This window comes from Rhodococcus jostii NBRC 16295 (assembly GCF_001894825.1).
In the GTDB taxonomy this organism is placed as follows: domain Bacteria; phylum Actinomycetota; class Actinomycetes; order Mycobacteriales; family Mycobacteriaceae; genus Rhodococcus_F; species Rhodococcus_F jostii.
In genome coordinates, this window is sequence record NZ_BCWY01000061.1 from 20,169 (window position 1) to 39,609 (window position 19,441).

General features: G+C 67.0%; 16 protein-coding genes. 12 read left to right on the forward strand and 4 right to left on the reverse strand.

The annotated features are described in order from the left end of the window. Positions 1–572: 572 nt before the first annotated feature. From RJ1_RS30740 to RJ1_RS30755, 4 genes are read right to left on the reverse strand one after another with little or no spacing between them, the layout of a single operon-like run. Positions 573–2,735 (reverse strand): acetate--CoA ligase family protein, encoded by a 2,163-nt coding sequence (locus RJ1_RS30740; protein ID WP_162850413.1) that lies wholly within the window; start codon positions 2,733–2,735, stop codon positions 573–575. Positions 2,736–2,740: 5 nt separating this feature from the next. After that, a complete protein-coding gene (locus tag RJ1_RS30745; RefSeq protein WP_073366289.1) occupies positions 2,741–3,529 on the reverse strand; it encodes an enoyl-CoA hydratase-related protein in 789 nt (262 codons plus the stop codon). Beyond that, positions 3,526–3,924: a Zn-ribbon domain-containing OB-fold protein gene (locus tag RJ1_RS30750; RefSeq protein WP_073366290.1), complete on the reverse strand. Its 399-nt coding sequence runs from the start codon at positions 3,922–3,924 to the stop codon at positions 3,526–3,528. Before RJ1_RS30750 ends, RJ1_RS30745 begins: the two co-directional genes overlap by 4 nt. Then, entirely contained in the window at positions 3,914–5,029 is a 1,116-nt protein-coding gene (locus tag RJ1_RS30755; RefSeq protein ID WP_073366291.1) for a thiolase family protein, read from the reverse strand. Before RJ1_RS30755 ends, RJ1_RS30750 begins: the two co-directional genes overlap by 11 nt. 890 nt (positions 5,030–5,919) lie before the next feature. On the opposite strand from RJ1_RS30755, the gene RJ1_RS46145 reads away from it, so the two are divergent. The 12 genes from RJ1_RS46145 to RJ1_RS30810 all read left to right on the forward strand — a co-directional run bounded on the left by RJ1_RS46145 (position 5,920) and on the right by RJ1_RS30810 (position 19,410). After that, positions 5,920–6,399 carry a hypothetical protein gene (locus RJ1_RS46145; RefSeq protein WP_143049019.1) on the forward strand — a complete coding sequence of 160 codons (480 nt, stop codon included), beginning with the start codon at positions 5,920–5,922 and terminating at the stop codon, positions 6,397–6,399. A gap of 896 nt (positions 6,400–7,295) precedes the next feature. Then, positions 7,296–8,726: an aldehyde dehydrogenase family protein gene (locus RJ1_RS30760; protein WP_073366292.1), complete on the forward strand. Its 1,431-nt coding sequence runs from the start codon at positions 7,296–7,298 to the stop codon at positions 8,724–8,726. A gap of 47 nt (positions 8,727–8,773) precedes the next feature. Beyond that, positions 8,774–10,726 (forward strand): 3D-(3,5/4)-trihydroxycyclohexane-1,2-dione acylhydrolase (decyclizing), encoded by a 1,953-nt coding sequence (gene iolD / locus RJ1_RS30765; RefSeq protein WP_073366293.1) that lies wholly within the window; start codon positions 8,774–8,776, stop codon positions 10,724–10,726. A gap of 29 nt (positions 10,727–10,755) precedes the next feature. Beyond that, positions 10,756–11,544: an HpcH/HpaI aldolase family protein gene (locus RJ1_RS30770; protein WP_073366294.1), complete on the forward strand. Its 789-nt coding sequence runs from the start codon at positions 10,756–10,758 to the stop codon at positions 11,542–11,544. A gap of 33 nt (positions 11,545–11,577) precedes the next feature. After that, positions 11,578–12,789 carry a Gfo/Idh/MocA family protein gene (locus tag RJ1_RS30775; RefSeq protein WP_073366295.1) on the forward strand — a complete coding sequence of 404 codons (1,212 nt, stop codon included), beginning with the start codon at positions 11,578–11,580 and terminating at the stop codon, positions 12,787–12,789. A 42-nt stretch (positions 12,790–12,831) separates the two neighbouring features. Then, positions 12,832–13,764 (forward strand): NAD(P)-dependent oxidoreductase, encoded by a 933-nt coding sequence (locus tag RJ1_RS30780; RefSeq protein WP_073366296.1) that lies wholly within the window; start codon positions 12,832–12,834, stop codon positions 13,762–13,764. Further along, complete coding sequence (locus tag RJ1_RS30785; protein WP_417716681.1) at positions 13,761–14,747, forward strand: Gfo/Idh/MocA family protein; 987 nt, start codon at positions 13,761–13,763, stop codon at positions 14,745–14,747. Before RJ1_RS30780 ends, RJ1_RS30785 begins: the two co-directional genes overlap by 4 nt. A 2-nt stretch (positions 14,748–14,749) precedes the next feature. After that, entirely contained in the window at positions 14,750–15,397 is a 648-nt protein-coding gene (locus tag RJ1_RS30790; protein WP_240320075.1) for a sugar phosphate isomerase/epimerase family protein, read from the forward strand. 389 nt (positions 15,398–15,786) lie between these two features. Then, complete coding sequence (locus RJ1_RS30795) at positions 15,787–16,566, forward strand: SDR family oxidoreductase (protein WP_205415429.1); 780 nt, start codon at positions 15,787–15,789, stop codon at positions 16,564–16,566. After that, positions 16,566–17,573 carry a Gfo/Idh/MocA family protein gene (locus tag RJ1_RS30800; RefSeq protein WP_073366298.1) on the forward strand — a complete coding sequence of 336 codons (1,008 nt, stop codon included), beginning with the start codon at positions 16,566–16,568 and terminating at the stop codon, positions 17,571–17,573. Before RJ1_RS30795 ends, RJ1_RS30800 begins: the two co-directional genes overlap by 1 nt. Continuing rightward, on the forward strand, positions 17,570–18,433 hold the full coding sequence (locus tag RJ1_RS30805; RefSeq protein ID WP_073366299.1) for a sugar phosphate isomerase/epimerase family protein: 864 nt from the start codon (positions 17,570–17,572) through the stop codon (positions 18,431–18,433). Before RJ1_RS30800 ends, RJ1_RS30805 begins: the two co-directional genes overlap by 4 nt. Next, positions 18,430–19,410, forward strand: coding sequence for a Gfo/Idh/MocA family protein (locus RJ1_RS30810; protein WP_073366300.1), 981 nt, complete (start codon positions 18,430–18,432; stop codon positions 19,408–19,410). Before RJ1_RS30805 ends, RJ1_RS30810 begins: the two co-directional genes overlap by 4 nt. The last annotated feature ends 31 nt before the right edge of the window (positions 19,411–19,441 follow it).

Below are 19,441 nucleotides of genomic sequence, written 5' to 3' on the forward strand. Positions count from 1 at the left end.
GTCGGGGTGTGCTGTCAATCGCATGATCGCGTGAAGTGAACCCAGTTTCTACCGGGGTCGTGCCGGCTCGACGCGCAGTACAGCTGCAGTTTCGCTCACTTCGGTTGGCAAAACCGTCTTGTCGGAACAGCTCACGCCTCTGACCCCGTCGCTGCCGGCATCCCATTACCCGGGTGACGGGGACGACCGACGGTGCTGCGCAGCCGACGGCGCCACCATGCTGATCGTCGGCGGCACCCAGTTCGACCAATCGCAACTGATTGTCGCGCCTCTCGGTCCTCGAGCCCTACTCGTGTCTTGCCGGCCGTCCGGCCGACCAGCATGTCGTTCATGGCCGTCGGCGCCGTTACCGGCCCGTCGGAGTCGGTCTCGAGATGGGCCGGCTTGCCCTCGCACAACCAGGACGCGAGCCGCTGCTGCATCTCGTCCAGGAGGACGAAGTGCGCGCTGCAGCGAAATCCCCGGAGGGTGAGGCTCTTCGCCGTGGCGAGGAAGATGTTGCGCGGGCCCACCTTCTCCGACTCTTAGCCAGACGCCTACCCGCACAGGGCGCCTCGGCCCGGTGGACGAACTCACGGGCGCGCTGCCGCTCCGTCTCCGGCTTCCCCGACTCCCGCTCGGTCGCCAGCATTGCCGCTGGGGCGCCAGACGATCGATGCGTCGAGGGCTTCGACGGTCGAGCCCTCCACCCGGAGCGGGTTGATCTCGATGGATTCGAGCGAGTCGCCGAGTCGCTCGGCCAGCCTCGCGACGTGAAGGATCGCAGTCACCAGCGCATCCTGGTCGACGGGCTTGGAGCCGCGGACACCGTCGAGCAGAGCCTTGCCGCGCAGCTCGGACAACATCTGCCGCACGTCGGTCTCGCTTACGGGAAGGGTCCGCAGCGCACTGTCGTCGATGACATGCACGAGGACACCTCCGAGGCCGACCGCGAGAGTGAGCCCCCACTGCTGGTCGCGCACGACCCCGACGATCATCTCCACGCCGCCAAATCGCATCGATGAGATCAGGGCACCTTCGGACTGCGCGCCCGGCACTGCCTGCACCGCCGCCTGCACCTGGCGGTACGCCCGCCGGACCGCCTCGGGCGAATCCAGGCCGAGGAGGACTCCACCGACGTCGCTCTTATGCACGATATCGGGCGTCACGAGCTTGACCACGAGGGGCAAACCGAGCCGACCCGCCGCCTCGACGGCGGCCTCCTCGCCCCGAACATGGGCGTACGGAACCGCGGGGACACCGTGCTCGACCAAGAGCGACAGCGACTCAGCCTCGCTCCACACCCCACCGGTCCCGGCGAGGTCGGACAGGTCCGGCGCGCTCGCAGTCGGCAGGTGGTCCTGGCGAAGCCACTGCGACCACCAGATCGCATGGCCAGCCGCCTCGACGGCGTGGTCGAGACCCGTCATGGCGAGTGGGATGCCAAGCTCCTCGAGATTGCGCACCGTCCCGGGGTCCATCGTCGCGATCGTCTGGTCGAGCAGGATCACCGGCGTGGCCGAACCGGCGAGTGCCGGTGCGTCGATCCGCAGTCGCTCCTTGATCGCCTCGCCACGTTCCTCGGTGGGATGAACGTGGATCGCAGCGACGATCGCCACCGACGGATCATCGGCGAGCGCGAAGATCGAGTCGCGAAAGAGCTCCGGCTTCGCCGACGCCGCTCCCGTCGAGTCGAGCGGGTTGCGCAGGGTGCAGAACTCCGGCAGCAACTCGGCGAGCCGCGCCCTCGTCGCGTCCGCGAGGACGGGAAGCCTGACACCGGATGCATCGGCCCGGTCGGCAACAAGGTCGCAGGCGCCGCCGGACATCGAGACGACGCCCAGGTCGCCCGTGCCCAGCGGACCGGTACGTGACAGCAGCCCGGCCGTCATCACCAGCTGCTCCAAAGACCTGACCCGGATGACCCCGAACTGCCGAAGCGCCGCATCAACGAGACGGTCGTCACCGACGAGTGCACCGGTGTGGCTCTGGGCGATCTCGGCGGCGAGCTCGCTCGAGCCGATCTTGAGCGCCACGATCGGCTTCGCGAGCTCGGCGGCCCGACGCGCCAGACTCCGGAAAGCTCGGGCGTCGCGGATCGATTCGATGAACATCGCCACGGAGCGGACCCGCTCGTCTTCGATGAGGATGGTGGCCATCGTGGTCGTGTCGACCATCGACTCGTTGCCGGTTGAGACGACGTGGCTGACGCCGATGTTCTGCTGCGCTGCAAAGGCCGAGATAGTGTGCGCGGTCGCGCCGCTCTGCGACACGACCGCCATTCCGCCTGTGGTGAGCTCGGCCATCCGGCCGGACCACGCAGGCACCTTGTCGACGAGGTTGATGAACCCCAGGCAGTTCGGTCCCACACAGGTTACCCCGAGCTCCAGTGCGAGCGCGGTGATCTGGTGCTGCATGGCACGACCGTTGGCACCGATCTCGTCGAACCCGGCAGCGAGCACCACAGCGAAACGGATCCCGGCAGCGGCGATGTCGAGCAGCGCGTTCGGGACGGCCTCGGCGGCCACCAGCAGCAGTGCCAGGTCGACCTGCTCGCCGATCTCGGCGCACGACTTGTGGGCCGTCTGTCCGTGGACGGTGCCACCCTTCCGGTTGACGAGATGCACCTGACCCTCGAACCCGAGCCGAGCGAAGTTGGAGAACGACCCTGCGGACCAGGCGGAACGCTCCGACGCCCCGACGATGACGACGTTGCGCGGTGCGAGCAGCGCGCTGAGGGAATGGGTCCCGGTCATGTCAATCAGCATCCTGTCCATTCGGGTTGCCTCTTCTCAGTGAAGGCCCGTGGCCCCTCGACGAAGTCGTGCGAGGCCAGCAACCGGTCGCGTCGGCCGTTGTCCTTCCGGAAGGCGTCGTCGATGTTCACGAACTGGGCGTCGAAGACCGCCTCCTTGGTGAGCTGCACGGACAACGGCGAGCACCTGACGATCCGGTCGGCCCACGCCTGCGCCCTCGCCATCAGCTCGTCGTGAGGAACCACCTCGTTGATCAACCCCATCCGATGGGCCTCGGGCGCATCGATCAGGTCGCCGGTGAGGAGCATCCCCATGGCGAACTTGAAGGGGATCTGACGTGCGAGCCGGTGAGCGCCCCCGGCACCGGCGAAGAGTCCGACCTTCGGCTCCGGAAGTCCCATGCGGGCGTGCTCCGACGCCACCACAATGTCACAGGCCAGGATGAGCTCGAGACCGCCGCCGGCGGCGACACCGTTGACCGCCGCGATGATGGGCTTCGGGCAGTCGAAGTCACGGGTAATGCGCCCGAACGGGGGGCGGGCCTCGCCTTGGACGTCGCCACCCCGCGCTGTACGCTCGGCCGTCACCTTGAGGTCGTTCCCCGCACAGAAGGCGCGGTCACCTGCTCCGGTCAGGATCGCGACCCACACATCAGGGTCGTCGCGGAAATCTTCCCACGCCTCCGCGAGCTCGAGGTGCGCCTCGAGATGCAGGGCGTTCATCGACTCCGGCCGATTGAGGGTCACGACCGCGACACGGTCTCGCTTCTCGTAGGTGATGAATTGATAGCTCATGAGGCTCTCCGGAATCTGGGAACGGTGAATGGCTTTGCGGTGCGGTCGAACACGGCGACCAGCTCCGATCCAATCGGTGTGCTCGCGGCGTCCTCACCGACGAGCGAGGCGTTGAACCGGACACCCTCCTGCGTCTCGACCGTTGCGAGGACGTAGGGACTGGGGAATCTCGGGTGAGCCTGGTGCACGACGGACAGGCTGTACAACGTCGCCCAACCGCTCGCTGCACGCCATACAACCCCGGGCGCGAAGCAATGGAGGCAGCGGTACTTCACCGGCCACATGTACCCATCGCACGACTCACAGAACTGCAGCATGAGCTCACCACGGGCCGCGCCCTCGAAAAACGGCGCGCTGGCGTCGTCGTAGGTGAGCTCTGGGGTGTCAGTCGGCATGCTTGCTCCAGATCGTTGTCGAGTGGAAATTGAGGACGCCACCGTTGCCACTGGCCACGACGATGTCGTTCTTGGCCACCTGTCGCTCGCCTGCCTGTCCCCGTGCCTGCATGATGGCCTCCGACAGCGGGGTGAAGCCCCACATGTAGTAGCCCGACAGCTGCCCGCCACCGGTGTTGGTGGGCAGCGAGCCACCGGGGCCGAGCTTGCCGTCCGCGACGAACGCACCGCCCTCACCTTTTTCGCAGAAGCCGTAGTCCTCCAGCGTCACCAGCACCGTGTACGTGTAGCAGTCGTAGAGCTCGAGGATGTCGACGTCGTCGCGCGTGATACCCGCAAGCGCGAAGGCCTGCCCGCCGGCCTGCTTCGCGCCCGTGACGATTCCCGGGTCGCGTCCGGACATCTGGTTGTCCCCCGGCGCGGCTTGCGTCGCAGCCTTCAGGTGAATCGGCGGCTGCCGCAAGTCCTTCGCGCGCTCGGCCGTCGTCATCACGACGGCAACGGCACCGTTGGAAACCAGGCAGCAGTCGAACAGGTGGAACGGATCGGCCACCATGCGTGAAGCCTGGTGGTCTTCGAGCGTCATCGGCTTCTGCATCTGCGCGTGCGGGTTCATCTGTGCCCACTCACGCTGGGCCACTGCGATCGTGCCGAGCTGCTCGCTCGTGGTGCCGAAGAGCTCCATATGTCGACGCGCGGCCAGGGCGTACGGGACATTGCCACCGAACTCGCCATACACCGCCTTGAGGACGTTCATCCCGTCCCAGACCCCGCGAGCCGCGTACGCGGCGCCAGCGCCGACAGCGGGCTTCAGTGGGGTATCGCCGTATACCAGGACCACATAGTTGACCAAACCCGCTTCCAGAGCAAGGCTGGCGTACTGGACCATCGAGCCGACTGTCGAGCCGAATGCCCTCATCGAGTTCATGATCGACAGATCCTCGAACCCCAGCGAGAACTGCAGGCGCGGGTCCATATCCAGGTTTCCGTTGCCGTTGAGTAGCAGCCCGTCGATGTCGGTTTTCTGCAGTCCTGCGTCGTCGAGGGCTAGGCCGATCGCCTCAGCGGCGAAGTCTGCGGTGGTTCGCCCGTAGATCTTTCCCATGGCCGTTACGCCTAAGCCCACTACCGCGGTATTCGCCGACCATCTCCGATGCGCAGTCACGCGACTGAAGGTAACTCCACCGGTTCGATCTGTCAAACTGAATTCGGTTTAGTAATAGAGGAGAGTTGCAGCACCGGGAATCTTGCAGTGCTACGACCGAGGCCACCCCGGCGACGACCTCCGTGCGAATCGCGACCACACTGCGACACGGAACTGTCACCACGGCATGCGCCCGATACGATCGCGACGAAGCGTCATTCGGCATCGCCATGGCGAGCATTTCGCCGGAGCCCTCCGGGAAAGTGCGGAACCGGGTCGCTCGCAGCGGAACCCGCGCAGATGATTCTCGGTTGCAGTGACGCCGACAATGACATAGCCGACGTGACATAGGGGTGCGGTGCGCCACCGTGCGGCAGACATTTCGGACGCCGATGCGTTCAACATGCGAGCCACATTGCACCCGTGGAACTTTCGCTACCACGCACCAGAAGATGCGCAGCCTGGACCGCCCTGCGTCGCCGCGGACAATCACGGAAATTGCGCGCTGCGCAGTGTCCTGCATTCGACGAGGTCGACGGCGGCAGTCCTGACCACGGCTTTCATGGCCACGGGCACGCTGCGGCAACCGCTCTTGCGGACGTGTTTGATGTCACATACTATCAGCCATATGAACTGAACTCATTTAGATGATTGACGAATCATGGGATAGCTGTGGCAACTCTCTGGTCCACAGGCACAGCAACGCCGACCTCGCGATGCACCATGCGAAGCAGCGGGTTCGAGGATTCCTCCAACACTTCGACCCAGCTCGTATCTGGGACTCGTTTGGGCGATGTTCATCTGCTGAACGCCGCAACTTTCGTTCGCGGCCTTGACCGAGAGATGACGCAATGGGTGCTGAGTACCAGAAACGCGCACTCGCCGGCGGTCGCCGGCCGGTCGCCATGCCTGAACAGCCTGGTGACCACAGAAGCGCGATCAACCGAAGTCTCCGAACCTCGCGGCACAGCCGGGCGACATCACCGAACAATGCAGCTGCCATCGAATCCGACGTACAACGCTACCGTCGCCGAAAGGAAGAGCACCGAAAGGCAAGGAGTCGTCCTCACGGCACACCAACGGATGCCGACGACTTCATCACCTTTGCGCGAACATGGGCGCCATACGGCGGGGCTTCGAGTGAAGACATATTCGTGAAATACGGAATGACACGAACAGAATTCGTCCGCAAGCTGTGGGAGCTGATCCCGATGGGGGCGGAGAGCGACAATCAGACGGTTCAGCAACTCCTGGATGTCTACCCACCGCCGGAGCCGCACACACGGCGGGTTGCCGAAACCGGCGGAATCTCGAAAACGCGAATCACATAGCCACACCGTCGGCGCCCCCACGACGGCACATCACCGGTCGCGGCGGCGCCATCGGCGCGGATAGGCGGTCCCCGGGGCCGGCCCAGCAAACGACACCGGAGCCGGAACGTCGCCTCGGCCGCCGGCGCTTCGACCACATCGACTGGACACGCCCTCCCGGCGCCCTCGATCAGATCCGCCGGGGCCCGGGAAGATCCCGCACTCGCACTTCGCGGCATTGCGCAACAGGGGCTTCTACGCCTCCGCCACTAATGATCCCTGCCCATCCCGAATCTGATGTCGATGTCGCCGAACCGGCAAACGATGTCACGACGGCCCGGCGTCGTCTCCCTGGGCGGATTCATCGACCGGATCGACGAGATCACCGAAGTCGACTCGTTGTTCATCGACAACGCCACTGCCATCTGAAGGTCGGCCGAGTCATTACCCCTACCTGATATTGGGTCCGGCGCGGCCGAGCACGATTTCCCGACGACTCCGGCGGACTGCGAAAGCATCTCGAGAGTTTGCCATGAGGTGAATTTGATGGCATTTTCGCCTTGATTGAGGCGCGAGTCACAGCAAGACTGACTGCATGAGCATGAGTAGTCCCCCACCGACGGGGCGCGGTCGAACTCCGACCCGCAGGGTTGTCGAAACAATCCACGTCTCAGCGTGGTTCGCCAGCCGTCGCGGCGACCAGTAACGGAAGCGCCGCATAGGTCTTCCGCACCAATTCCCGTCCCGGACGTCCCCGTCCCGGGGTATGAGTTCCTCGCCCTGATTCGAGCACAGACGTCGCCCACTGCGAGACGTGTACTCATCTCGGCGCCACAGCTTTTCGAACGAGTTCTTCTGCCGTGCCGTCTTGCCGCTGACGCGGCGGGCGGCGAACGAGTCCCGATATGGAGCCTGACATGGATATGTTGCTTGCTGGTGAGTGGCGCGGTGCCGCCGACGGTCGCACGGAGACCATCCGGTCACCGTTCGACGGTCACCCCGTGGACGCGGTCCCGGTCGCCACAGCTGCCGATGCCGCGGCGGCCCTCGATCGGGCCGAGGTCGGCGCACGAGTCCAGCGCGCCACCCCCGCGCATGAGCGCGTAGCGATCTTGATGCGCGCCGCCGACCTGGCAGATCAGCGCGCCGAGGACATCGCCCAGACGATCAGCGCGGAGACCGGGAAGCCGATCACCGAGGCACGCGGCGAGGCCGGCCGGTCGGGCAGCATCATCCGGTTGGCAGCCTTCGAGGGCAGCCAGCTCTACGGCTCGTCGTTGCCGCTCGACGCGAACCCCGGGACCGGGCTCGAGAAGGTCGGATTCACGCTGCGCCAACCGTGCGGCATCGTCGTGGCGATCACCCCGTTCAACTACCCCGGATTGTTGGTGCTGCACAAGATCGCTCCCGCACTGGCCGCGGGCAACGCGGTGGTGCTCAAGCCTGCCCGCACCACGCCGCTGACCGCTTTGAAGCTGGCGGAATGCTTCGTCGATGCCGGCCTCGCCCCGGAGGCTCTGTCGGCACTGACCGGACCCGGCTCGGTGCTCGGTGACGTGCTGGTGACCGACCCTCGGGTGCGCAAGGTGTCCTTCACCGGCTCGACCCGGACCGGGACCCGGCTGGCCTCGATCGCCGGCATCAAGAAGCTGTCCCTGGAGCTGGGAGCGTCCTGCCCGGTCATCGTTCTTCCCGACGCGGACATCGAGCTCGCCGCCTCCGCGGTCGCCGCCGGTGGCTACATCAACTCCGGTCAGGTCTGCATCAGTGTGCAACGCGTGATCGTCGACGAACGTGTGGAGGCGGACTTCCTCGACGCCCTGGTCCCCAAGGTGGAGGACATCCTCGTCGGCGATCCCGCGAACGCCGACACCAAGCTCGGCTCGCTGATCTCGGAAACCGAAGCCACGCGCGTACATTCGGCGATCGCCGACGCCGCCCTCGCCGGGGCGAAGGTCCTCACCGGCGGTGACCGGAACGGCGCCGTCGTGACCCCCACCGTCGTTGCCGGCGTCGACCCGGCCTCCCCGTTCAGCCGCGACGAGTTGTTCGGCCCCGCCGTCGCCGTCTCCTCCGCACCCGACATCGAGTCCGCGATCGCATTGGCCAACGACAACGACTACGGACTCGGCGCCGGACTGTTCACCTCGGACATCTCGGCGACGACCCGGGCGATGCGCCAGATCGACGCCGGCAACATCCACATCAACTGGACCCCGCTCTGGCGCGCCGACCTCATGCCCTACGGCGGCCTCAAGGGCAGCGGCATCGGCAAGGAAGGCGTCCGATCCGCGGTCGAGGAGATGACCGAGGAAAAGACCGTCATCCTCCACGGCCGACCCTGGTAACCGCCTCCTGCTCACACACTTTCGTGGCACTCACAGAAAACGACGACATGACACCCTTGAACTCGCACAAGACCGTCCGGCTGACCACCGCCCAGGCTGTCGTGAAGTACCTGGCCGCACAGTACTCCGTTGCCGACGGCGAACGCCGCCGCCTGATCCCCGCCGCACTCGGCATCTTCGGCCACGGCAACGTCGCCGGCCTCGGGCAGGCCCTCGACCAGCTGTCCGACGACCTCCCGTTCATCCAGGGCCGGCACGAGCAGTACCTGGCGCACATCGCGACCGCCTACGCCAAGGCCAGTCGGCGCCGCGCCACCCTCGCGGTCACCGCCTCCATCGGTCCGGGCGCGCTGAACCTCGTCACCGCCGCCGGGCTCGCCACCATCAACCGGCTGCCGTTGCTGCTGCTGCCTGGCGACACCTATGCCACCCGGCACCAGGGGCCGGTGCTCCAGCAACTCGAGCACGCCAGTGAAGCCGACCTCACGGTCAACGACACCTTCCGTCCGGTCGCGAAGTTCTTCGACCGCATCACCCGTCCCGAGCAGCTGCTCACCGCGTTGCCCCAGGCCATGCGCGTGCTCACCAGCCCGACCGACACCGGCGCGGTCGTACTGTCACTGCCGCAGGACATCCAGTCGCACGCCTTCGACTTTCCGGTCGAGTTCTTCGAACCCCGCGACTGGAAGATCCGCCGTCCGCTCCCCGACCCCACCGAGGTCGACGAGGTCGCCTCTCAGATCCGGGAGGCGCAGCGGCCGGTGATCATCGCCGGTGGCGGCGTGCACTACTCGGATGCCACCGCGGCACTCGAACGCCTCGCCGAGCAGACCGGTATCCCGGTGGTCGAGTCGTTCGGCGGCAAGGGCGCGGTCAGCCGCGACGAATGGTGGCAGGTCGGCGGCGTCGGCCTCGAGGGCAACTTCGCCTCCAACATTCTCGTCAAGCAGGCCGACCTCGTGCTCAGCGTCGGGACCCGGCTGACCGACTTCGTCACCGGATCGCAGTCGATCTTCGAGAACGACAACGTGCGCTTCGCCTCCCTCAACGTTGTCGACGCCGACACCCGCAAACAGGGTGCCACCGGCATCCTCGCCGACGCCCGCCTCGGCCTCGAGGCTCTGGCATCGGCATTGGAAGGGCACACGACGAGCGCGTCCTGGCAGGACACGGTGCGGTCGGCGAAGGCGGACTGGGCACCGATCCGGGCACGCGCCCTCGACCCCGACATCGCGTTCGACCCGGCCGAGCACCCGCACGCCCCGGCCACCGGTGCCGTGCTCACCCAGCCGCAGCTGATCGGCCTGCTGCAGGAGCACGCCCGCAGTGGTGACACCATCATCGCCGCCGCCGGAGGCCCGCCCGGAGACCTGCAGAAGGTGTGGGACGCCACCGGAAACCGGAACTGCCACCTCGAGTTCGGGTTCTCGTGCATGGGCTACGAGCTCCCGGCCGCGATGGGTGTGCGCCTCGCCGAGGGCAACCGGGGGCAGCGCATCGTCACCTTCATCGGCGACGGCACCTACCTGATGGCGCCGACCGAGCTGGTCACCGCCGCCCAGGAGAGCCTCGACGTCACCATCGTGGTTTCCGAGAACCACGGCTACCAGGTGATCCACCGGCTGCAGATGAACCGCAACGGACGCGAATTCGGCAACGAGTTCCGCTACCGCACCGACGGCGAGATCATCTCCGACACCGACCGGAAGGCTCGCCTCGAGGGCGACTACCTGAAGGTCGATCTGCGGCAGATCGCCGAAGGACTCGGCGCCACCGCGATCCGCGCCGGCACCACCGCCGAGGTGCGGCAGGCCCTGAACGAGACCCGTGAGGTGTCCGGACCGGTCGTCATCGTCGTACCGACGGTGCCGCACGTGGACCTGCCGGGCGGCGACGTGTGGTGGGACGTCGCACCCGCCGAAGTCTCCAACCAGGAATGGGTCCAGACCCTGCGCGCCGACTACGAGGGCGCCGTGGGACGGCAGCGGTGGTTCGGATGAGCACCACTCCCCTCGACACAGGAAGTCGGATGAACAACAACAGTCCCCTTGATTCAGGGTCCTTGCGTCAGCGCCTGGCCAACGGCGAGACCACCGTAGGCACCTTCGTCGGTATGGCGTCCTCGACCGCAGCGGAGGTCTGCGCCGCGGCCGGCGCCGATTGGATCCTCATCGATCTCGAACACGGCTCCGGCTCGGAGGGCGCCCTGCGCGACGGCATCCTCGCCGCCGGCAGCTACGGGGTGCCGACCGTCGTGCGGATCGAATCCGGTGAGCGCATCCGCATCGGCCGGGCCCTGGACCAGGGTGCTGCCGGAGTCATGGTCCCGCGCCTGGACAAACCCGACCAGGTCGCCGATTCCGTCCGGCATCTGTCGTATCCGCCGAACGGGGACCGCGGAGTGGCGACCTACAACCGCTCCTGCCGGTGGGGCATGGACCGCTCCCCCCTGCTCGCCGACGAACAGGCCGCACTCGGCGTGATTCAGATCGAAACCCTGGCCGCGCTCGATGCGGTCGACGAGATCGCCGCCCAGGAGGGCGTCGACGTGCTCTTCATCGGCCCACTCGATTTGTCCTTCGCGCTCGGTGTGCCGTCGCAATTCGACAGCCCGGTCTTCACCGCAGCACTCGCCCGGGTGCTCGAGGCTGCCCACCAGCACGGGAAAGCGGCCGGCATCCTCGCTGCCAACGCTGCCCTGGCCGCCGGTTACGTCGAACTCGGCTTCCGGTTTTTGGCCATCGGCTCCGACTCCACAATGCTCGCGACCGCATTGACCGAGGCGTTCGCTACCGCCCGTCCCGAACAGACCACCTAGCCCGCAAGGGCAGAGACTGAAAGAGGTACAACCGTGAGCACACCCCGCACCGTCGGAGTCGGATTGATCAGCGTCGGCTGGATGGGACAACTTCACACCCGCGCCTACCGCGACGTCCCCATCGTCTACCCCGAGCTCGGCATCACCCCGAAGCTGGTGATCGCCGCCGACACCGCCGAAAGCCGAGTCGAGTTCGCCGAGAACGTCCTCGGTTTCGCCGAGGGCACCACCGATTACCGGGAGGTCCTCGCGCACCCGGACGTCGACGTCGTGTCCATCTGCGCACCCAACTTCCTGCACGCCGAGATCGGCATCGCCGCTGCGAAGGCGGGCAAGCACTTCTGGATCGAAAAGCCCGTCGGACGCAGCCACACCGAGACCGCCGCGATCGAGACCGCCGCCACCGACGCCGGGGTGATCACCTCCATCGGCTACAACTACCGGCACGCCCCCGCCGTCGAGCACGCACGGAAGCTGATCGCCGACGGCACGCTCGGCCGGATCACCAACGTGCGGGCCTCCTTCTTCTCCGGCTACGCCAACGAGCCGAACGGCGCACTGTCGTGGCGGTTCGACCGCGAACTCGCCGGCTCCGGGGTGCTCGCCGACCTGTTCAGCCACGCCAGCGACCTGTGCCAGTACGTGGTCGGCCCGATCGCCGAGATCAACGCCCTCACCAGCACTGTCTACACCGAACGCCCGAAGCTGGAGATGGGCTCGGGCACCCACTTCGCGGTCATCGAAAACGGGGACATGGGGCCGGTGGAGAACGAGGACTACGCCGCCGCACTGGTGCGGTTCGGTGCCCAGGGCCCGGGATCGGGTGCCGTGGGCACCATCGAGGCGTCCCGCGTGATCGTCGGCCCCGAGTGCGGCTATCAGATCGAGGTCTACGGCACCGAGGGCTCGCTGAAGTGGGACTTCGAGCGGATGAACGAGCTGAAGTTGTGCCTGGGCCGCACGAACGCCGAACAGGGGTACACGACGGTCAACGCCAGCCCGAAGCACGGTGACTACTCGCGGTTCCAGCCCGGACCGGGCAACGCCCTCGGCTTCGACGACCTCAAGACCATCGAGGCCAAGAAGTTCCTCCTCGCGGTCTCCGGTGGGCCGCAGGAGAACTCGAACGTCCACGACGCCGTCTCCGCCGCGGCGATCGTCACCGCTGCCGAGGTGTCCGCCTCGACCGGGCAGTGGCAGAAGCTCGACGACGTCGCCGGCACCACCGCCTCTCGCACGGCCTGATCCTTTCCCACCCCGCACCTTTCGACACCTGCAAGGACTCCGATGACTACGACCACCTCGACGCAGCTGTTCGTCGCTCTTGGGCCCCTCGACCGGGAGCTCGTCGACCCGTATCTGGATACGCACCAGGAACTCGTCCTCGACCCGACCGCGGAGCAGTTGGCGGTCGCCGAGGCGGCGATCGTGCGGGCGGCGTTCACCGTCGACGCCGTTATACTCGACCGCATGCCGGCGCTGAAGGTCCTCGCCCGTACCGGTGTCGGCACCGACCTCGTCGACGTCGCCGAAGCACAGCGACGCGGAATCCCGGTGGTGATCACCCCGGGCAGTAACACAGTCTCGGTGGCCGAAGGCGTCTTCGCGCATCTGTTGTCACTGGTGAAGCGGCTACCGACGCTGACCGGTCTGGTGCGGGGCGGGCGCTGGGCCGAACGCGGCGGTGTGACCGTCGGCGATCTCGAGGGCGCCACGCTCGGCATCGTGGGCTTCGGGCGGATCGGCCGCAAGGTCGCGCAGATCGCCGAAGCGTTCGATCTGACCGTGCGGGTCTACGACCCGTTCGCCGAGATCCCCGAGGCGTACCGGTGTGCCGGCGTGGATGAACTGCTGCAAACCAGCGACTTCGTCACCCTGCATGCGCCGCTGACTGCCGAGAACCATCATCTGATCGACAAGTCCCGGCTGGCCGGGATGCGGCCGGGGTCCATTCTGGTCAACTGCAGCCGGGGCGCGCTGATCGACCTGGACGCCGCACACGCGGCGTTGCAGTTCGGGCAGCTGGCCGGTCTGGGACTGGATGTCTTCGATCCCGAACCACCGCAATATCATCCGGTGTTCGATCACGCGAACACCGTCCTCAGCCCGCACCTGATGGGTTTCACCGATCGGGCGATGGCGTTGACCATCCGCGCGGCGGTCGAGGGCGCAGTTGCGGTCCTCGACGGACGCGAACCGGCCGCGGTGGCACAGTCGTGAGCATTCGGGTGGGGGTGATCGGTGTCGGAGTGATGGGCGCCGATCACGCCCGAACCCTCGCTCGGTCGGGGTCGGGTGCGCAGGTGACGGTGGTGACCGATTACGACGCTGTCCGTGCGGACTCGGTCGCGCAGGAGGTGTCGGCGCGCGCCGTCGCGACCGCGGAAGAGTTGATCACCGCCCCGGACATCGACGCCGTGGTGATCGCCTCCCACGATTCCGCCCATGCCGAGCAGGTGAAGCTGTGCCTCGTTCATCGCAAGCCGGTGCTGTGTGAAAAACCGCTGGCCCCGACGGTCGACCATTGCCGAGACCTGGTCGCGACAGAAGATGCGCTCGGTCTTGCCGTTCCGCTGGTGTCCGTGGGATTCATGCGGCGCTTCCACCACCCCTACGTGGCCTTGGCCGACGAGGTGAGATCCGGGACCATCGGCACTCCGTTGTTGGTGCGCAGCTCCCACCGCAATGTCTCGGCCTATCCGGGCGGGACCTCGGCCGACACGATCACCAACTCCGCCATCCACGAAATCGACGTCACCAGTTGGCTTCTCGGGTCGCCGATCGTGGAGGTCAGCTGGCATGCGCCGAAGCCCACCTCGCTGGACACCTCACGTCACGACCCGCAGGTACTGATGCTGCGGACCGCCGACGGTGTGCTGACGGTGGTCGATGTGTTCGTCAACGCCCGAAACCGGCGCGATCAGCTTGGCTGCGCCGCACGTTCTGTCGGTCGATTCGTCGCTGCGATCCGCCTCGTCGTATCCGGAGGACTGGCGGCCCCTGTTCGCCGACGCCTACCGGCGCCAGTTGCAGGCCTGGATCGACGCCCTCACCGCGAAGGTGCCGTCTCCGCTCGTGTCCGCCCGCGACTGGTTGCGGGGGCCACCGAAGTAGCTGCCGCCCTGATCCATTCGATGAACAACGACGGTGCCACCTCCAAGGTCGAGCACACTGAATACACACCCACGACGTCGAGAGAGTAGAGATGACAACCACACCGACACCGGAATTTCTGGCCGCCTGTTGGACGTCCGCCGGCGACGTGATGCCCGCACGAGGCTCGGACCTGAGTCCGGTCCCGATCCGGGAACGGATCGAGGCGGTCGCGCAGACCGGCTACACCGGGTTCGGATTGACCCGCCCCGACCTGGTCGCCGCCCGGGAGACGGTGGGGCTCGGTGAGGTCGCGAAGATGCTGGCCCACAACGGCATCACCCATGTGCAGCTGGAATGGATCACCAACTGGTGGACCACCGGCGAAGCCCGCGCGGTCTCCGACCAGGTCTGCCGGGACCTGTTCGAGGCCGCCCCCGTCCTCGGGGTCGACAACATCAAAGTCGGCGCGGACGACGACGGCGTCCCGGTCTCCCGCGACATGCTCTGCGAACAGTTCGACGCCCTCGCTTCCGCCGGTGCCGAGGCAGGGGTGAAGGTGTCGAACTCGACGACGGCTGGTCCACCGTGCGAGGAACCGACCTCGAGGACACCTTCGACAACCGAGTTCCGTGTGGAGAAGGCGAATTCAACGTCCCGAAGTTCATCAACGCAATCCGCCGAATCGGCTTCGACGGGGCGTGGGGTGTCGAGCACATGTCGCAGGACTTCCGGACACTGCCCATCGTCGACGCCCTGACCCGGGCTCGCGACGGCGTCCTGCACTGCTTCGAGATCGCCGACCAGACTGCGGAAACCCCCGGCAAACATTAACTTCCGAGTCAGCACCTGATCGCCGGTTCGGCCACCTCGACGGTGGCCGACCGGCGATCCGCCATATTCGGCGTAGTTCTTTCCAGGAGACGCCCGCCGACCCGACTCGCGGCGATCCGAACCACAGCCTCACCTGAGGTGAAAATGATGTGAAAACAGTCTTGATTGAGGCGTGTGTCACAGCAAGACTAGCAAGGGCACAAGGCCACGGCTCCGAATCACGACACACCGGTCACCGACAACGAGCGATGGTTCCGTCTGCCGAACCGACCCACGGCACCAATGCCGGAGGGCCGCAAGATCGAAAGGAATACAGTGGCCACCCTGTTGAACGGGAAAGTCGTTCTGATCAGTGGAGGGACGCAGGGCGTCGGCGCCGGCGTCGTGCGGGCAGCGGCCCGCGAAGGGGCCCAGGTGGTCTTCACCGGTCGCCGCGCCGAAGCCGGCAAAGCCCTCGCCGCCGAACTCGAAGCGACGGGAGCGCAGGTTCGCTTCGTCCAGGCCGACATCTCCGACCCGACCGAGGCCCGTGATTCGGTGACCCGGACCATCGAGGAGTTCGGCCGGATCGACGCACTGTGCAACGCGGCGGGTCTGACCACCCGCGGCACCCTCCTCGACACGACACCCGAGTTGTTCGACCAGCACATGGCGGTCAACCTGCGCGCACCGTTCTTCACCATGCAAGCCGCCGTGGCAGACATGGTCGAACGTAAGGCACCGGGGACGATCGTCAACATCATCTCCATCGCCGAGCACGGCGGGCAGTCCTACCTGGCCCCGTACGTGGCGGCGAAGGCCGGGCTCGCGGGGCTGACCCGCAACGCGGCCTACGCGCATCGCTTCGACCGGATCCGGATCAACGGCCTGAACATCGGGTGGACCGAGACCGAGGGTGAGACCGCGATCCAGCAACGCTTCCACGGTGCCGATGACAACTGGGCCGCCGAAGCCGCCGCGAAGGTGCCGATGGGCAAGCTCGGGCAGGTCGACGAGATCGCCGACATGGTGGTGTTTCTGCTCTCGGAGCGCAGCGGTGTCGTCACCGGCTCGGTGATCGACTGGGACCAGACCGTCATCGGAGGACAGGACTGATGGGATCGACGATCGGCGTGATCGGCCTCGGCCGGATCGGCGCATTCCACACTGGTACCCTCGCGCAGCTGCCGGGGGTGGACGGCCTCGTCGTCACCGACGAGCGCCCCGACGTCACCGCGACCGTCGCCGCGAAGTTCGGCGCCAAAGCGGTCGATGACGCCGCCGCCGTCTTCGCCTCCGGAGTGGACGGAGTGGTGATCGCTGCCGCGACCCCGGCGCATGCGCCCCTGATCCGGGCCGCCGTCGATGCCGGGATCCCGGTGTTCTGTGAGAAGCCCGTAGCGTTCACCGCCGACGAGAGCTACCAGGTCGTCGAGCGGCTGAAGACGTCGACGGTGCCGGTACAGATCGGTTACAACCGGCGGTTCGATCCCGCCTTCGTCGCGGCACGCAACGCCGTCGTCGGCGGGGAACTCGGCTGGCTGCACACGGTCCGCTCGACCACCCTCGACCCGGCACCGCCACCGGCGGAGTACGTGGCGGCCTCGGGCGGGATCTTCCGCGATTGCAGCGTCCACGACTTCGACATCGTCCGCTGGGTGGTGGGCCAGGAAGTCGTCGAGGTATATGCCGCCGGCACCAACCAGGGTGATGCGATCTTCGCCGACTGCGGCGACGTCGATACCGCCACCACGACGTTGACCTTCGAGAACGGGACCCTCGGCGTCGTGTCGAACACCCGTTACAACGCCCGCGGCTACGACTGCCGGCTCGAGGTCCACGGCTCCCAGGACAGCGTCGTCGCCGGCTGGGACGCCAGCGCGCCGGTCCGCAACCTCGAATCCGGCATCGCGTTCCCCGACGGCCCGCCACACCGGTTCTTCATGGACCGTTTCAACGCCGCCTACCGCGCCGAACTCGGCGCGTTCCTCGAGGTGATCGCCGGGTCCGCACCCTCGCCGTGCACCGCCGCCGACGCCCTCGAGGTGGCCTGGATCGCCGAGGCGGCCACTCTTTCCCTCTCCCAACACCGACCCGTACAAATGAGTGAGGTTCGACGATGATTCGTATTGCAGGAGCACCTATTTCGTGGGGTGTCTGTGAAGTTCCCGGCTGGGGTCACCAGCTCGGCCCCGAGCGCGTGCTGTCGGAGATGCGCGACGCCGGTCTCGAGGCCGCCGAGATCGGCCCCGAGGGCTTCCTGCCCGCCGACCCACAGCAACTGGCCGACACCCTCGCCTCCTACGATCTGAAGGCCGTCGGCGGGTTCACCCCGGTCCTGCTGCACGACTCCGGCCACGACCCGGTCCCCGACATCACCGGCACCCTGGCCGCGTTCACAGCCGCCGGCGCCGAGGTCCTCGTCCTCGCCGCCATCACCGGCGCCGACGGCTACGACTCACGCCCCGACCTCGACGACGCCGGGTGGAAGACGTTGCTCGGCAACCTCGACCGCCTCCACCGAGTCGCAGCCGACCAAGGCATCCGCGCCGTACTGCACCCGCACGTGGGCACCATGATCGAGAAGAATGCCGAGGTCCAGCGGGTCCTCGACGGCTCCTCGATCCCGCTGTGCCTGGACACCGGTCACCTGCTCATCGGCGGCACCGACCCCCTCGAGCTGGCCCACGCGGCCGCGGACCGGATCACGCACACCCACCTGAAGGACGTCGACGCCGAGTTCGCCGCCCGTGTGCAGGCGGGTGAGCTCAGCTACACCGACGCCGTCGCGCAGGGCATGTACACCCCGCTCGGCACCGGCGACGTCGACATCGAAGGTGTGGTCCGTCATCTCGTGGAGTCCGGCTTCGACGGCTGGTTCACCCTCGAGCAGGACACCATCCTCGCCGGCGAGCCCGAGGGCGAGGGCCCCGTCGCGGACGTCAAGACCAGCGCCGCGTTCCTGCGGAGTCTGCAACTGTGACCCAGCTGCGCATCGGCGTCCTCGGCGCCTCACGGATAGCGGAGCTGGCGATCGTGAAGCCCGCCCAGATCCTGGGGCACCGGCTGGTCGCGGTCGCCGCCCGCGACCGCGGCCGCGCCGAGGCCTTCGCGCAGACCCACGGGGTCGAACGGGTCCTCGACTCGTACGCGGACCTGATCGCCGACCCCGAGGTCGACGTGATCTACAACCCCCTCGCCAATGCGTTCCACGCCGAGTGGAACCTGAAGGCGATCGCGGCGGGCATGGCGGTCCTGACCGAGAAACCGTTCGCCCGCAACGCCGCCCAAGCCGAGCTGGTGCGGAACGCCGCACGCGAGCGGAATGTGCCGATCATGGAAGGGTTCCACTACCTGTTCCACCCGATCATCGGGCGGATGTTCACCCTACTCGAGGACGGCACCCTCGGAGTCCTGCAGCGGGTCGAAGTGGTCATGCGGATGCCCGAACCCAAGCCGGACGATCCGCGGTGGAGCTTCGACCTCGCGGGCGGTGCGGTAATGGATCTCGGCTGCTACGGGCTGCACGTGCACCGGCAGTTGGGCCGGTTCGCCGGCGGCGAACCCACTGTCGTTGCGGCCCGCGCCGTCGAGCGCACCGCAGGAGTCGACGAATCCATGGACATCGACCTCATATTCCCCAATGGCGCAACGGGTTCGAGCATAAACTCGATGAACTGGGACCGGTTCGAGATGACGCTACGGCTGGTCGGCGACCGAGGTCAGGCACTCGCGCACGACTACATGCTCCAATACGGCGACGACCGGATCACCATCACCACCGACGCCGGGACCACCGTCGAACACCTCGGGACCCAGTCGACGTACACCTACCAGCTCGACGTTGTCGCTCAGCACCTCGCCGACGGGACCGCGTTCCCGATCGGCGCCGACGACGCGGTCACCACGATGGAGCTCATCGACTCCACGTACCGCACCGCCGGCCTGCCCCTGAGGTAGGTCACATTCTCCCCGCCGGGCCAGGAACCGA